Below are 14859 nucleotides of genomic sequence, written 5' to 3' on the forward strand. Positions count from 1 at the left end.
TACTGTTCCCGGGTCCGGATGCATTCCCGGATATTCACCCTCTTTTCCCTCTTTCACCGGTGACGTGCACGTACGCCGATCACCGCGCCCGCACGAAGGAGCGTTCGCCCGATGACGCGCAGACCGTGCTGCGGATCCACACGAGGGTCGCCGACCTCTACAACGGGCCGATGAACCAGACAGAGGAGCAACTCAGGCTCACGATCGAGGCGCTGCGCGAACGCCAGGAGCACGAACTGGTCAACAACCGGGAGTTCGGTCTGCTCCACAACGCCGCCTTCAAGCAGCGGATCCAGACCCACTCCGGGCCGCCCACCCCGGACGACCTCGATGAGCTGCTCTGCCGCCGCCGTGGCACCAAGCTCTTCCTCGCCCACCCCCGGACGATCGCGGCGATCGGGCGTGAGTTCAACGCGCGCGGTCTCTACCCGGACCACGTCGACGTCGGCGGGCAGCAGGTTCCGGCCTGGCGCGGGGTCCCGATCCTGCCCTGCAACAAGATCCCGATCAGCAAGGAGAACACCAGCTCGATCCTCGCCATGCGAACGGGCGAGGACAACCAGGGCGTCATCGGTCTGCGCCAGACCGGTCTGCCGGAAGAGTACGAGCCGGGCCTGTCGGTGCGCTTCATGGGCATCGACGAAAGGTCGATCATCTCCTACCTGGTCACCACCTACTACTCCGCCGCCATCCTGGTGCCCGACGCGCTCGGCGTGCTGGAGAACGTGCAGATCGCCCGCAGGCGCGACTAGAGGACCTGCCCGACGGCCATGACAGCCCGGACCTTCCCGGGCCGACCGAGCATGCCCGGGACCCGGGACAGCCCACCCACCTCACCAAGGAGCTACGGATGCCCGATCCTGGGCCTTCCCCTCTGCAGTCGAGCCTGCCGGCCGCTGCGGCCCGCTTCGGGGCCCACGTCCTCACCCACACCCACGTCCTCGCCCCCGCCTCCGGCGTCGAACCCGTCGCCGGCGCCCGGTACGCCCTCCCTTGCCCGCCCGCCCTGCCCTTCGTCCCCGTCCCCGACGGCGGCCCGGGTGGCGACGCGGTCGCTCAGCCCGCGCAGGAGGGCGCAGCCGCGGTGAGGCGGTCGAGCGCTGCGCTGGAGCGGATCCTGCGCGGCCCCAGTGGTCTGGGCACGGCGAGCCTGCACCCGGCCCGGCGTGCGGAGACTCCGGTGCCTCCGGCCCCCGAGGCACCGGCGGCGGGCCATCCGATCCCGGGCCTCTACCACCACCCGGTGCCGGAGCCCGATCCGGCGCGGGTGGAGGAGGTCAGCCGCCGGATCAAGGCCTGGGCGCTTGACGAGGTCGAGCTGTACCCCGAGGAATGGGCGGACCAGTTCGACGGCTTCCACGTCGGGCGCTACATGGTCGCCTGCCATCCGGACGCTCCCAGCATCGAGCACCTGATGCTCGCGACGCGGCTGATGGTCGCGGAGAACGCGGTCGACGACTGCTACTGCGAGGACCACGGCGGCTCGCCCATCGGACTCGGCGGACGCCTTCTGCTGGCGCACACCGCCCTCGACCCCCTCCACACGACGAAGGAGTACCAGCCGGACTGGGCGCAGTCGCTCCACGCGGACGCGCCCCGGCGGGCCTACCGCTCCGCCATGGAGTACTTCCTCCAGGAGGCCAGCCCCTCCCAGGCCGACCGGTACCGGCACGACATGGCCCGTCTGCACCTGGGGTACCTCGCCGAGGCCGCGTGGGCGCAGACGGATCACGTCCCCGAGGTGTGGGAGTACCTGGCGATGCGGCAGTTCAACAACTTCCGCCCCTGCCCCACCATCACCGACACCGTCGGCGGCTATGAACTGCCGGCGGACCTCCATGCCCTGCCCCCCATGCAGCGGGTCATCGCGCTCGCCGGGAACGCCACCACCATCGTCAACGACCTGTACTCCTACACCAAGGAACTCGCCAGCCCCGGCCGGCACCTGAACCTGCCCGTGGTGATCGCCGAACGCGAGGGCGTCTCCGACCGGGAGGCCTACCTCAAGGCGGTCGAGGTCCACAACGAGCTCATGCACGACTTCGAAGCCGAAGCCGCCGCCCTGGCCGCCGCCTGCCCCGTCCCGAGCGTGCTGCGCTTCCTGCGGGGAGTGGCCGCGTGGGTCGACGGCAACCACTACTGGCACCAGACCAACACCTACCGCTACAGCCTGCCCGACTTCTGGTAAGGATGGACTTATCCGTGACTAGCACCGATCTCACCACCACCAACGGCACCTCCGCCGGACCCTCCGTGATCATCCCTGGCCCGGTGACGCCCTACCAGGGGGACATCGCCCGCTACTGGGACCACGAGGCACGGCCCGTGAACCTGCGTCTCGGCGATGTCGACGGCCTTTACCACCACCACTACGGCATCGGCGACGTCGACCAGGCCGCCCTCGGCGACGCCGACGACAGCCGATACGAGAAGAGGCTGATCGCCGAGCTCCACCGGCTGGAGTCCGCGCAGGCCGAACTCCTCCTGGACCACCTCGGCGCCATCGGGCGCGACGACACGCTCGTGGACGCCGGCTGCGGCCGCGGCGGCTCGATGGTCATGGCCCACCAGCGCTTCGGATGCAAGGTCGAGGGCGTCACCCTGTCGGCCAAGCAGGCCGACTTCGCCAACCAGCGCGCCCGCGAACTCGGCATCGAGGACCACGTCCACGCCCGCGTCTGCAACATGCTCGGCACGCCCTTCGACACCGGGCAAACAGCGGCCTCGTGGAACAACGAGTCGAGCATGTACGTCGACCTGCACGACCTCTTCGCCGAGCACTCCCGCATCCTCGCGGTCGGCGGCCGTTACGTGACCATCACCGGCTGCTGGAACCCGCGGTACGGCCAGCCCTCGAAGTGGGTCTCCCAGATCAACGCGCACTTCGAATGCAACATCCACTCCCGCCGGGAGTACATGCGCGCCATGGTCGACAACCGTCTCGTACCGCAGGCCGTCATCGACCTGACTCCCGCGACCCTGCCCTACTGGGAGCTGCGGGCCACGTCTCCTCTGGTCACCGGTATCGAAGAGGCGTTCATCAACTCGTACAAGGACGGGTCCTTCCAGTACCTCCTGATCGCAGCCGACCGGATCTGACGGACCGCCCACTGAAAGGGCCGGCGGCGGCACCCGACGGGCCCGGCCCTTCGGGGCGGCGGCCGGGGTGCACCCGGGCCGGGGCCCCCACCCTGCCCGGGTCAGCCGTCGGCCGCGCCGCCGGTGAGCAGCAGCTCCGCCAACGGGGTACGCGTGTGGTGCACCGACCGGCCCGTGCGGGTGGTGGTGAGGAGACCGGCGGCGCGAAGCGCCGAGGCGTGGGCGGAGGCCGTGGCGTTGCTGACGCCGATACGACGGGCCAGGCCCGTGGTCGTACGGGCTTCGTCCAAGGAGCGCAGCAGGGCGAGCCGGGTGTGCCCGAGGACTCCCGCGAGGGGCTCGGCCGCCCGGCCGCCCCCGCTCGGGACGGGCGGCAGCCCCACGCCCGCCGGGTAGGCGAGCGCCACCGGACGATCGGGCTGGTCCTGGAGGAGGAGGCCGCGCCGCCAGTGGAAGGTCGGTCGCAGGATCAGCCCGCGCCCGCCGAGCCGCACCTCCCGCACACCCGGGACACCCGGCAGGGGCCATTCCCAGACCTCGTCGCGCACCCGTGACCCCGGGGCCAGGCCGGTCAGGGTGGCGCCGAGGCCCTGTTCGGCGAGGGTCAGGGCATGACGGGTGAACTCGGTCCGGTGCAGGTCCTGGACCAGCGGCCAGACCGGCGCGAGTACCGTCTCGTAGGCCGCCCGCTGGGCTCGGCCGAGTGTCCGCCAGGCGTGGTCGTCCCCACTGTGCAGGGCGCGGATCCACGGCGGGGCCGGCCGTCTCGCGTACACCTGCTCGATCCCGGCCCGTACCACCTCCGGGCGGGACGCTCTGATCAGCGCGAACCCCTCGTGCGGCGTGTCGCCGAGGACGTCGAGGAATCCGGGAGCCACCCCGTCCGGTACCAGGTCCGCGAGCGGCTCGGCCGCGCGCGGCAAGGACCGTAACAGCCTGTTCCGCCAGCGACCGAAGAGCAGTTCCTCGTGCCGGGCGCCCAGCATCATCAAGGCGGCGTGCATCTCGGCAACGGGCGAGGGGTGCCGCGCGAACCTCACCCGGGCGAAATCGTCCGCCGTGAAATGGATCCGGATCATGCACATCTCCCCGTTCTGTGCCAGCCTTTCGGGCCAGGCCGCACACTTCGCCCCGACACGGCGCACGCCCCCATGCTGCCGTCCATGACCAACTCCTCCACACCCGGCCGCCGTTCCCTCGCCAAGGGCGTCCTCGCCGGGGCCGCCGCCACGCTGCTCGGCGCCCTGCCGGCCTCCGCCGCCTCTGCCGCCTCCGCCGCCTCTGCCGCCTCCGCCGCCTCCGCCGCCGGGCCGCCGGTCCTGCGGCTGCCGGCGCCCACCGGACCGTACGCCGTCGGTGCCCGGATCCTCCACCTCGTCGACCCCTCCCGCAACGACCCGTGGGAGCCCGGGATCGGCGTGCGCGAGCTCATGGTCACCGTCCTGCGCCCGGCCGTGCCCGGCCTGGGCTTCCCACGCGTTCCGCAGCTCACGCCCGGCGCCGCCGGAGAGTTCGCCTCCATCGCCCACCTGGTCCGTCCGCACCTGCCTGAGGCGGGAGTCGACTGGGCGGCCACCCTCACCCATGCCCGGGCCGGGGCCCCGCCGCTGCCCGGCCGGCGCCCCGTGTTGCTCTACAGCCCCGGCGGCGGCGACGCCCGCACGATGGGCAGCTCCCTGGCGATCGACCTCGCCTCGCACGGCTGGATCGTCGTCACCGTCGATCACCCCGGGGACGCGAGCGAGGTGGAGTTCCCCGACGAGCGGCCGGGCCGCGAGCGGATCCGGACGACCGTGCTGCGTCCGGACATGGACGCGGCGACCTTCCACACCGTGATCGACACGCGGGTCGCCGACCTCCGCTTCGTCCTCGACGCCCTCGGTCTGGACCGGGTGGGCGTGTACGGGCACTCCGCGGGCGGCACCGCGGCCGCGCAGGCGCTGCACGAGGACCGGCGGATCACCGCCGCCGTCAACCTGGAGGGCTACCTCGACCAGATGGACGGCGAACTCCTGCCGGTGGCCCGGCAGGGGACGGACCGGCCGTTGCTCCTGGCCGGCACCGACGGCTTCCGCGACGCCCGGCTGGACCGGTCCTGGGCGGCGCTCCTGGCTCACGGAGGACCGGTCGCCCGGCGGCAGCTCGACGACGCCGGGCACTGGGTCTTCACCGATTACGCGGCCCTGGTCCCCCAGCTCCACCAGGCCGGCCTGATGACGGCCGCGGGACGCGCCGCCATGGTGGGGCGGGCCGACCCGCGCGTCACCGTGCGGGCCGTGCGCGATCTCGTGCGGTCGTTCTTCGCCCGTCACCTGCGGAGGTGATCCGCCCGGGAGACAGAGGCGCGCCGCAGGCGCCGGTCACCCGGGCTGGGGCCGGTTTCCAGGGACCGGGGTGTGGTCGGCCGGTACCGTTTCCTGGGGAAGGACCGGATCGGGCGGGGTGCCGTTGCCGAAGGGTCGTCCGCCCAGGGCGGCGCGGTGGTGCGGCGCGAGCCAGCCGGAGAGGTCGGGGCCCGCCGGCACGATCCCGTTGGGGTTGATATCCGAATGCACCAGGTAGTAGTGCTGCTTGATGTGGTCGAAGTCGACGGTGTCGCCGAAGCCCGGTGTCTGGAACAGGTCCCGCGCGTACGCCCATAGCACCGGCATCTCCGCGAGCTTGTTCCGGTTGCATTTGAAGTGGCCGTGGTACACGGTGTCGAATCGCACGAGCGTGGTGAACAGCCGCACGTCCGCTTCGGTGATCGTGTCGCCTACGAGGTAGCGGGACCGCGAGAGCCGGGCGGAAAGCCAGTCGAGTCGGCTGAACAGCCGCTCGTACGCGTCGGCGTACGCCTCCTGGGACCCGGCGAACCCGGCTCGGTAGACGCCGTTGTTCACGTCCCGGTAGACGACCTCGTTGACGGCGTCGATCTCCGGCCGCAGCGCCGGCGGGTAGAGCGCGGGTGCCCCGTCCCGGTGGTGGGCGGTCCACTCCAGTGACATGTCGAGCGTGATCTGCGGGAAGTCGTTGGTCACCACCTCGCCGGTCGGGACATCCACGATCGCCGGCACCGTGATGCCCCGGTCGTAGCCGGGTTCGCGCGCGAGGTAGGCCTCCTGGAGCCGCTCGATGCCGAGGACGGGATCGCGTCCGCCCGGATCGAGGTCGAAGGTCCAGCTGCGCTCGTCGTGCACGGGTCCGGCGATGGCCATCGGCAGCGCCTGCTCCAGCCCGAGCAGCCGCCGTACGGTAACCGCGCGGCTCGCCCACGGACAGGCCCGGCTGACCACCAGTCGGTAGCGGTGCGGCTCCACACGGTAGCCGTCACGTCCGTCAACGGTGATCCGCGTGGTGATGTACCGGCTGTCGCGGGAGTATTCCTTGCCCGGAGTCACGTAGCTCACCCCTTGCGCCTACCCGCAAAGGGGTGCGGAGAACGTCGTGGACGGCCGTGCGGGCCCAGAGAGCCCGTCCGGGTCCACCGGGCGGGGCCGGGACGGGCTCGCGGTGCGGTGGGCCGCATCTAGCGGGACCACTCGTGTGTGTCAAGCCACGGGAATCAGGGGCGTGACCGGGTGGGGCGGGCGGGGGCTTACTGGACGCATCCCCCTTCACCGCCTCGAGCCCCAGGAGATTCCCATGACCCACCCTTTCCGGAAGCCGCGATTCCTCATGTTGGCCGCCTCTGCCGCCGTGGTCGTGGGAGGCGTGCTGGTGCCGAGCGGCGCGTTCGCGGCCGTCCCTACGGCACCGCACACGGTCGTGGCCGATGACGGCGTCGCGGCCACCGAGGATCAAGGCAGCAGCGACAACAGGTCCACCCTCCTCCTCGTCCTCCCCAACGGGGAGGGAGGCATCCGCATCGGGTCCGGCCAGGGCGAGGACGCATCCGGCGACAAGGTCAACCCCATCGGCCGAGGCGGTCCCCGTAGCGGCGAGAAGCACGGCCACAAGGGCGGCCCCGGCTCGGACACGCGCATCAAGCTGCCCAAGAGCGGCACCTGGGTCTGTATCACCGCGCCCTGCGGCCCCCAGGACACGACCGGCCCCCACGGGTGACACCGACGCGTCCGTTGCCGCCGGCCGGGGCCGCCACCACATCGGGTGGCGGCCCCGGCTGCTGTGGCAGGAGTCGGGCAGAGGGCGGACAAGCCGCCTGTCAGGCGGTGCCGTGCTTCGGCGGGGCGAGGATGCTCCACCAGCCCGAGCCGAGGAGGAGGGCGCCCGGGGCGATGCCCGCAACCGCCGCGATGACGGTGGGCGAGGAGCCGTAGGCGGCCAGGATCAGGCCGGCAGCGCCGCAGGCGGACATCGCTGCCGCCAGCCAGTGAAGTGAGGGCAGGCGCCAGACGGCCGCTAGGCCGAGGTCCCGGGTACTGTGCCCGCGGTGCCAACCGGTACTCGACCGATATGACGGCCAGCTCCAGCGGGCGGGCCCACTCGCGAAGAATCCGGGGCAGCACGGACCACGCGTTGCCCATGACCATTGCGCCTCCGTGCATGTAGTACAGCAGGGGCAGTGGCCCGGCGAGCCCGGACGGCCGCGCGCTCACGAGCGAGACGTCCGGTCCGTCCGGCGGTCCCTGTACACAGAGTTCCGTCACCTCGAAGCGGCCGTCGGCACGAAGGTCCTCGGCTGTCGGCCTGGGTCTGGCAGCGGCATCCCGCTCTTGCCGGGCTTCGAGATTGTCCGGGGTGATCGGCTCCCTCGACTCCTTCGGCAAGGCCGCCAGCGCGACGCTCAATTCGGGGTCGAAAGGAGGCACTGCCACCGGCGCCGGGGCACGGCCGGGCTCCGACGGCGCGCGGCGGTCACTCACGCCCCACTCCCCGGTCGGACGGCCGGATGCCTCCCGCATCCCCGCTGCGACAGCTCGGCTCACGCGTGCGTGCACCCGGGGAACACTCGCCTGAGACCCATACGGCGTAGCCAATCACACCGCCGGGGCGACACCGCCGGTCCGGCAGCGCCGCGTATCCCATCTGCCTTTCGCTTCATAAGTCGAAGTGCTGTCGCCGGGTCAATTCAGTGGAAAAGAGATATGAAATGCTGGATTGTCCGACTGCGGACGGTGATGGCAACGTTGCCATCTCGTTAATAGTTCACTTCTTGACGGTGGTGTCGGGGCCGAGTTGACTGCGTCTACCTCGGCCGCAAGGACACGGCCTCGTCAGGGAGGTTTACATCGTGAACGCACATCTGGGTCGTGCCGCCGTTGCTGTCGCCGCTTCCGCGATCACTGTTTCGCTGGCCGCCTGCGGCAGCGGGGAGGAGACCGACGGGAGACCGGGCTCAGCCAACGGTGACGCGATCAAGGTCGGTCTCCTGCTTCCGGAGAACCAGACCGCGCGCTACGAGAAGTTCGACAAGCCGCTGATCGAGAAGCAGGTTGCCGGACTCACGCGCAGCAAGGGCGAAGTGATCTACGCCAACGCGAAGCAGGACGCGGCCGTCCAGAACTCGCAGGTCGACATGATGATCACCAAGAAGGTGAACGTCCTGATCATCGACGCGGTGGACTCCAAGGCGATCGCCGGCTCGGTCAAGAAGGCCAAGGAGGCCGGCATCCCGGTCGTGGCCTACGACCGTCTCGCGGAGGGCCCGATCGACGCCTACACCTCCTTCGACAACGAGGACGTCGGCAAGGTCCAGGGCAATGCGTTGCTGGATGCCCTGGGCGACAAGCCCAAGGACGGCCAGATCGTCATGATGAACGGTTCGGTCACCGACCCGAACGCGAAGCTCTTCAAGTCCGGTGCGCACTTCGTCCTCGACGGCAAGGTGAACGTCGGCAAGGAGTACGACACGGTCGAGTGGAAGCCGGAGAACGCCAACACCAACATGGCGGCCGCGCTCTCGGCGCTCGGCAAGGGCAAGGTCATCGGCGTCTACTCGGCCAACGACGGCATGGCCGGCGGCATCATCACCGCCCTCAAGGCGGCCGGCGTGACCCCGCTGCCCCCGGTCACCGGCCAGGACGCCGAGCTCGCCGGTGTGCAGCGGATCGTCGCGGGCGAGCAGTACATGACCGTCTACAAGCGGTACGCCCCCGAGGCCACGGCCGCCGCGGAGATGGCCGTCGCCCTCGCCAAGGGGGAGAGGATCGACGGAATCATCAACCAGATGGTCGACAGCCCGACCACCAAGCGCGTGCCGTCGGTGCTCGTCCCGGGCATCGCGCTGACCAAGAGCAACGTCAAGAGCACCGTGGTCGATGACGGCGTCTACACGGTCGCCGAAATCTGCACCGACAAGCTCAAGTCCGCGTGTGAAGAGATCGGCCTGAAGTAGCGAGGCGCCGGGGGCGACGGGAGAGGGCGGGCGGGACGGTTTGCCCCGGGGACCCACGGGCACGCGCCACACATGACGAAGAAGCGGGTGGCCGCGCCGGCGGTCACCACGCTCTGATTCCGTACGAGCACGCCGGGTGCGCGGGCGCCTCCGGGAGCATCCCCTCGCCGGCGCACCGACACGTCTGGGGGACGTCATGGAACTCGGTTTTCTCAAGCCTCTCTTCGCCCGGCCGGGCCCTTGGGCCTCCGTGTACATCGAGACCACGCGCGCGACCGAGGACGGGGCGAAGGTGCAGGAACTTCGTGAGCGCGCCATCGCGGGTCAGCTCATCGACGCGGGCGCCGACGCGTACACCACGAGGGCGGTGATGGATCGACTGGCGAACGAGCCCGTCTCCGGGACACCGCCGGGCCGGGCCGTCTTCGCCACGGGTGCCGAGGTGGTCCTCGACCTCCCGCTCGCCGTTCCGCCGCCGGCGGGTCAGGCGACGTGGTCCGTCCTTCCCCGTGTGGCTCCGCTGGCAGGGCTGCGGGGCGATGCCCCGACGTGCCTGGTGGCTTACATCGACCGCACGGGCGCCGACCTGGAGCTCCGGGAGGGGACCCGCCGGGCTGCCCTGGGCCAGGCGAACGGCAAGGAGGGGCAGGGCCGCGGACACCGCAGCATTCCCGCGGACCGGCACGAATGGCACTACCGGAACAAGGTCGAGAACACCCGGAACGAAACCGCCGACATCATCGTGGACGAGCTGGTCCGGCAATGGCCCGAGAGCGGCGCCGAGCTGCTGATCCTGACCGGTGACCCGCGTGAGCGCCGAGCCGTTCACCACCGGTTGCCGGAGCGCATCCTGGCCGTCACCGTCGAGGCGGAGAGCGGCAGCCGCTCCGCCGGCGCCTCGACCGCGGGGCTGGACCGGGAGATCGCCCAGGCGTGCGAGAGGTTCGGCCAGGAACGGCTCCACAGGACGCTCGAGCGTTTCCACATCGGACGGGGCAAGCCCGGCCAGCACCGCGAGTCCTCCGTCGACACCGGCCCCGGGGACGCGGCGGAAGGGGTTCCGGCCGTCGTGGACGCGGCGCGCAAGCACCAGGTAGCCACCCTGCTGCTTGCCCCGGACGCGTCCGACGGAGGGCGTCAGGTCTGGATCGGCCCTGGGGTCGACGAGGTCGCCGTGCAACGCGGAGAGGCGCGGGCAATGGGTGTCCCCAGGCCCGAGCAGGCGCGTGCGGACGATGCCCTGCTGCGCGCCGCCGCAGCGGCCGACTGCGACGTCCTCCTGGTTCCCGAGGGGATGCGCGGCCCGGCGGGCGGACTGGGGGCAGTGCTGCGCTGGACCCTGTGAGCAGCCGCAGAGCAGGCAGGAACCGCTGACCGGTCGACCGGCGGCGATTCGGCCCGCGCGCCCGGAGGGCCTCAGAGCGGGGCCCACGGGTGGGTGTACCGAAGCAGCGCCCCCACGCCCTCATCGAGCTTCAGCGCGCTCTCCGGTACGACGACCAGTTCTGCGGCGGTGCCGACCAGCGCCCTCACCAGGGCATCATCGGCGCGCTCCTCGCGGGGCGCCCGCACTCCGAAGGAGACCAGTTCCTCTTCGCTCAGGGCGAGCTGGGTGGGCTGCGGGCCGGTCCACAGCCGCAGCGAGGAGCCGGGCGGGTTGTTCAGCAGCAGTGCCGCGACCTGACTGCGCTGCAGGGCTGCGACGGTGGCGGCCAGCCCCTCGGTGACGGGCCCGCCCAGGGCCCGCCGGCCGATGAAGATGTTCACCAGGTCCTGGTCGTGCGCGGCCAGCCGGCCGAGGAAGACGGCGTCGAGCTGCGGCTCCAGCAGGGCCCGTCGGGTGTCCGTCGGGGTGGGACCACCGACCCGTACGACCTTGTCGCGCAGGGCGTGCGGCAGCCGACGGACCAGGACGTTGCCCGCCCACTCATCCCCGGCGACCACGACGGCATCGCCGTGGCTGCGCCGCATCCAGGCGTCCAGCTGGTGGCCCAGCCGCACGGCGCTCTGGTGCCAGCTCGCCACCGGCACCCTGTGGTGCAGCCGCTCACCCGGGGTGACGTTGGAAGCCGGCCAGGTGCCGGACTCCGCCTCCACCGTCACCCAACCGTGAGCCGTGGCCGTCGGCAGCCCGCCGTAGTGCACCACCACGGCGAGGTAGGGGATCTCCGGCAGATGCTGGCTGACCAGCGGCATCGCGTCCGGGAGGGTGCTGTAGCGGGCCGAGTCCCGGGCGGGCGGCCGGGCCAGCTCCCCCTCCATGACGAGCGAACCGTTGGCCGCGAAGATCGCTTGCCCGTGCACCCCGGGCAGCTCCACATCTGCGCCGACCGCCTCCTCCAGAACGCCCAGTACCGCCCGGTCCGCGCCCTGCCTGGTCAGGTCCGCACGCAGCCGGCGCCAGCGCAGTGCGATGGCCCGGTCGGGATGCTCGGTGTCCCGCGAGGTGTCCAGGTACACCGAGGCGAACGGGCCGGACTCCGTGTACAGGGGTTCCAGGAACGACAGCCTCATCACCACTCCTAGGTGTCCCACTCCCGATGATGCGCGCGCGGGCGGTCGGGCGGGAGGGTCCCGGACGAGCCGGGGGTGCTACGAGGCCGTGCAGCGGGCCGGGACGGCAGCCCGGGGTGCGATGCGTATCCGCGTCCCGTCCCACATCACGATCTCCGCGGGCAGGATCAGCAGGCCCGATTCCCCGTCCGCCCAGACCGCGTCGATGCGCCGTACCTGGACGGCCGCACCTCCCGCGCCGGCCATGTAGACCGTGGGGTCGACCTCCCAGCCGTGCCGGGCCAGCCACGTCTCCAACCGGTGCATGTCCGACTGGGTCGCCCCTCGCGGCCACTCGTACGCATTCTCGCTGTCCATGTCCGTCCCCCCGTTGTGGCCGGAAACCCGACGCACGTCGATCCTCCCATTCGGCACTGACAGGGGCTGCGTATTTTGTGCTCGCCCACGCGTCGTGCCCGCATGCCGGACGGCGCGGCGCTCGGCTCGCCCGCGCCGGCGACGGCCCCGTCGGGGACCCAGGGGCGTGGCCGGGGCGGCCGGTCCCTCGTGGATCACATCCGCCGGTGCCCGGGGCACCTGGTGGACACCGGCCGCCTCGACTGCACTACGGCTGGCGGGTGGCGGGGGCCGCTTCGGTGTCGAAGGCGTAGAACTTGCGGTGGTCCAGCAGGTCGGCGGGGGTCACGTACTCGGGCATGGCGAGGACGGCGTTCACCTCGGCCTTGGTCGGCAGCTCGGGGACGCCCGTATCGAGGGTGCGCCGCAGGTACTGGCACTGGTCCACCCCCACGGTGATGGCCCACTTGCCCGCCGCGTGGGCGAAGGGCCCGTCGAGTACCTGCCCGTCCCGGGCCCGGCTGGTGCCGCCCATGAAGTCCGCGGCCCAGAGGGAGGAGCCGGCGGTCCGGTCGACGGTCCAGTCCCAGTAGGGGAGCGAGACCTTCGGATCCACCTTCTGCAACGCCGCTTCGAAGTCCAGCAGGAAGCGGCGGTGCCAGGGCGGGCCGCCCGTGGAACACGGTGATGTGCCCGGCCGCGATTCAGGCCAGGAGCGCCGCTGCCTGCCGACGGGCGTCGTCCAGCCTGGCCTCGCGTTCTTCGTCGGCTGAGCCGGCGACGGTCCGGAAGGCTACCCGGCGTACGTCGCAGACCCCGACGTACGGCAGGACGCACGCCGCCCAGATTCTCTGCATCGGGTCGCCGAACTCGTTCTCTTCCCGGTCGGCGGGAGTGTCGGAGGTGTTCAGCACGAGCGCCCTGCCTGCCTTGAGGAGCCCGTCGGGTTCGCCCTCCGCGGTACCCAGCTTGTAGGCGACGCCAGGCGCGAGTACGCGCTGATCCAGCCCGTGAGGACCGCGGGTGGCATACCCCACCAGTTCGGGTGGACGAACACCATGGCATCCAGCGTGCCCACCTCTGTTCGGTGCCGCGCCACCTGCGCGTCATGGGCGAGCGCCGCTGACTCGACCGTCCCCGTCTCATCGGCGGAGAGCAGCGGTGCGAACCCCTCGGCGTAGAGGTCGTGCGCCGCTACCTCGGACCCCCGCCCGCGCAGCTCCTCCACGACGGCGTCTCGGCCATGGGTAAGGGCGGGCACCCTTGCGGGTGCCCGCCCTTGTGATGCTGCCGTGGATCTCGCGGTCAGCCTCGGGCCCTCGTTTCAGCGATCAGAAGGGCAGCGGGAACGGCAGCGGGAACGGCAGCGGGGGCAGCGGGATCGGGAGCGGAGGCAGGGGGATCGGGAGCGGGGGCAGGGGGATCGGGATCTTGGGCGGTGTGGGGATCTTGGGCAGGGGGATCGGGATCTTGGGCGGTGCCGGGATGGGCGGCAGGGGGAGCGGGAACTTGGGCAGGGGGATCGGGCCCTTCGGGGGTGCCGGGATCGGGGGCAGGGGGAGCGGGAACTTGGGCAGGGGGATCGGGCCCTTCGGGGGTGCCGGAATCGGGATCTTGGGTACCGGGATCGGGACCTTCGGGGGCGCCGGGATGGGGGGCAGGGGGATCGGGATCTTGGGCGGCGCCGGGACGGGCGGCAGCGGGATCGGGATCTTGGGCGGTACCGGGAGCGGAGGCAGCGGGATCGGGATCTGCGGCGGTACCGGGGGCAGCGGAAGCTTCGGCTTGGGGGCGGGATGCTTGCCGTGACGGCCCTTCTCCCCCTTCTTGTGGTTTTGCTTCCCCTTGTGGTTCTTGTTTCGGTTCTCCTTGCCGTTTCGGTGATGGCCGGCGTTTTCACCGTGATTGTCGTTGACGAGATTGACGTGACTGGCTGCTGTAGTCGTGTCGGGCGTCGCGGCGAATGCGCTCGTGGGCAGCACAGCGCCACCAGCCACCAGGGCGGTCGAAGTCGCCAGCATCACGAAACGCCGGGTCAGGGGTGTCTTGGGCATGCGAGTCTCCTTGTGTGGGATGGGGCGATTCACGGCGCCGGCGCGGTGCCGGCTGGTGCCGGTGAGTTTTCACGGACCGCTTCGGCCGTAATTCACGTAAACACGGGCCGACCGGCGCGGACACGTCCCGGCATGTCGGGGCTTGACGTTTTGGTTTTACGCATGCCATGCCTCTGGACGGCGGGCCGAGGCCGCTCTCCACGTCCCGACGCCTCCGCGGTGCCCCTCCTGATAACCCTGGCGGGGAGGGGGGCGACTTGCTGTCGAGTCCCGGGTCCACCTTGTACAGAGAGGAGGACTGCGGGTAGGCCGTGCAGCTCGTCGCCGGGTATGGCGGCAGCTTTTACCAAGATCGGTTTTCGGTGTCAAGCCACGTATTCGAGTGGCGTGACGCACATCCGATCGCAGGGTTTATTTGAAGTACGCCCTCACCGGGAAACCCCGGAGGAAATGAGGACGGAAAACTAATCCCCCGGCCTGTTCTGCGGGACGGTATTCAACCCCTTTTCTTTACATCGAATGGAGAATTCCCATGAGCAAGCTGTTCTCGACCCGTCGTGTTGTTCTGGCCGGTGCTTC

General features: G+C 70.9%; 13 protein-coding genes and 4 pseudogenes. 7 read left to right on the forward strand and 10 right to left on the reverse strand.

Annotated elements, in window-relative coordinates; translation table 11 throughout:
- Window positions 1-116: 116 nt before the first annotated feature.
- From AB0D48_RS24205 to AB0D48_RS24215, 3 genes and pseudogenes are all read left to right on the forward strand, one after another.
- Window positions 117-752: pseudogene (locus tag AB0D48_RS24205) on the forward strand (family 2B encapsulin nanocompartment shell protein); the annotation flags it as partial.
- Between the two features lie 98 nt (window positions 753-850).
- Window positions 851-2188 (forward strand): family 2 encapsulin nanocompartment cargo protein terpene cyclase, encoded by a 1338-nt coding sequence (locus AB0D48_RS24210; protein ID WP_362400564.1) that lies wholly within the window; start codon window positions 851-853, stop codon window positions 2186-2188.
- A gap of 2 nt (window positions 2189-2190) precedes the next feature.
- The gene (locus tag AB0D48_RS24215) at window positions 2191-3099 is read left to right on the forward strand and encodes a geranyl diphosphate 2-C-methyltransferase (RefSeq protein WP_362400567.1); all 909 of its coding nucleotides are present in this window, start codon (window positions 2191-2193) and stop codon (window positions 3097-3099) included.
- 101 nt (window positions 3100-3200) lie between these two features.
- Here AB0D48_RS24215 and AB0D48_RS24220 read toward each other — a convergent pair whose 3' ends face one another.
- A complete protein-coding gene (locus tag AB0D48_RS24220) occupies window positions 3201-4178 on the reverse strand; it encodes a winged helix-turn-helix domain-containing protein (RefSeq protein ID WP_362400570.1) in 978 nt (325 codons plus the stop codon).
- Between the two features lie 84 nt (window positions 4179-4262).
- Between AB0D48_RS24220 and AB0D48_RS24225 the strand changes: the two genes are divergently transcribed.
- A complete protein-coding gene (locus tag AB0D48_RS24225) occupies window positions 4263-5423 on the forward strand; it encodes an alpha/beta fold hydrolase (protein ID WP_362400573.1) in 1161 nt (386 codons plus the stop codon).
- A gap of 36 nt (window positions 5424-5459) precedes the next feature.
- Here the strand turns inward: AB0D48_RS24225 and AB0D48_RS24230 are convergent, their stop codons facing one another.
- Window positions 5460-6488 (reverse strand): glutathione S-transferase C-terminal domain-containing protein, encoded by a 1029-nt coding sequence (locus tag AB0D48_RS24230; protein WP_362400576.1) that lies wholly within the window; start codon window positions 6486-6488, stop codon window positions 5460-5462.
- 235 nt (window positions 6489-6723) lie between these two features.
- Between AB0D48_RS24230 and AB0D48_RS24235 the strand changes: the two genes are divergently transcribed.
- Window positions 6724-7143: a hypothetical protein gene (locus AB0D48_RS24235; RefSeq protein ID WP_362400599.1), complete on the forward strand. Its 420-nt coding sequence runs from the start codon at window positions 6724-6726 to the stop codon at window positions 7141-7143.
- Window positions 7144-7243: 100 nt separating this feature from the next.
- On the opposite strand, the gene AB0D48_RS24240 is transcribed toward AB0D48_RS24235, so the two are convergent.
- Both AB0D48_RS24240 and AB0D48_RS24245 read right to left on the reverse strand, forming a co-directional pair.
- A complete protein-coding gene (locus tag AB0D48_RS24240; RefSeq protein WP_362400602.1) occupies window positions 7244-7396 on the reverse strand; it encodes a hypothetical protein in 153 nt (50 codons plus the stop codon).
- 67 nt (window positions 7397-7463) lie between these two features.
- Window positions 7464-7943: pseudogene (locus tag AB0D48_RS24245) on the reverse strand (alpha/beta hydrolase fold domain-containing protein); the annotation flags it as partial.
- A gap of 329 nt (window positions 7944-8272) precedes the next feature.
- Here AB0D48_RS24245 and AB0D48_RS24250 point away from each other — a divergent pair.
- Together AB0D48_RS24250 and AB0D48_RS24255 are read left to right on the forward strand one after the other, a co-directional pair.
- On the forward strand, window positions 8273-9376 hold the full coding sequence (locus AB0D48_RS24250) for a substrate-binding domain-containing protein (protein ID WP_362400579.1): 1104 nt from the start codon (window positions 8273-8275) through the stop codon (window positions 9374-9376).
- Between the two features lie 196 nt (window positions 9377-9572).
- Window positions 9573-10721, forward strand: coding sequence for a hypothetical protein (locus tag AB0D48_RS24255; protein ID WP_362400582.1), 1149 nt, complete (start codon window positions 9573-9575; stop codon window positions 10719-10721).
- A 71-nt stretch (window positions 10722-10792) separates the two neighbouring features.
- Here AB0D48_RS24255 and AB0D48_RS24260 read toward each other — a convergent pair whose 3' ends face one another.
- The 6 genes and pseudogenes from AB0D48_RS24260 to AB0D48_RS24285 all read right to left on the reverse strand — a co-directional run bounded on the left by AB0D48_RS24260 (window position 10793) and on the right by AB0D48_RS24285 (window position 14280).
- Entirely contained in the window at window positions 10793-11890 is a 1098-nt protein-coding gene (locus AB0D48_RS24260; RefSeq protein WP_362400585.1) for a hypothetical protein, read from the reverse strand.
- Window positions 11891-11968: 78 nt separating this feature from the next.
- Window positions 11969-12247 carry a hypothetical protein gene (locus AB0D48_RS24265; protein ID WP_362400588.1) on the reverse strand — a complete coding sequence of 93 codons (279 nt, stop codon included), beginning with the start codon at window positions 12245-12247 and terminating at the stop codon, window positions 11969-11971.
- A 337-nt stretch (window positions 12248-12584) separates the two neighbouring features.
- Window positions 12585-12890 (reverse strand): annotated as a pseudogene (locus tag AB0D48_RS24270) (tyrosinase family protein); the annotation flags it as partial.
- A 40-nt stretch (window positions 12891-12930) separates the two neighbouring features.
- On the reverse strand, window positions 12931-13263 hold the full coding sequence (locus AB0D48_RS24275) for a hypothetical protein (RefSeq protein ID WP_362400604.1): 333 nt from the start codon (window positions 13261-13263) through the stop codon (window positions 12931-12933).
- 23 nt (window positions 13264-13286) lie between these two features.
- A pseudogene (locus AB0D48_RS24280) lies at window positions 13287-13487 on the reverse strand (hypothetical protein); the annotation flags it as partial.
- Between the two features lie 70 nt (window positions 13488-13557).
- Window positions 13558-14280: a hypothetical protein gene (locus AB0D48_RS24285; protein ID WP_362400590.1), complete on the reverse strand. Its 723-nt coding sequence runs from the start codon at window positions 14278-14280 to the stop codon at window positions 13558-13560.
- Between the last annotated feature and the right edge of the window lie 579 nt (window positions 14281-14859).

This window comes from Streptomyces sp. NPDC048269 (assembly GCF_040652395.1).
Taxonomy (GTDB): domain Bacteria; phylum Actinomycetota; class Actinomycetes; order Streptomycetales; family Streptomycetaceae; genus Streptomyces.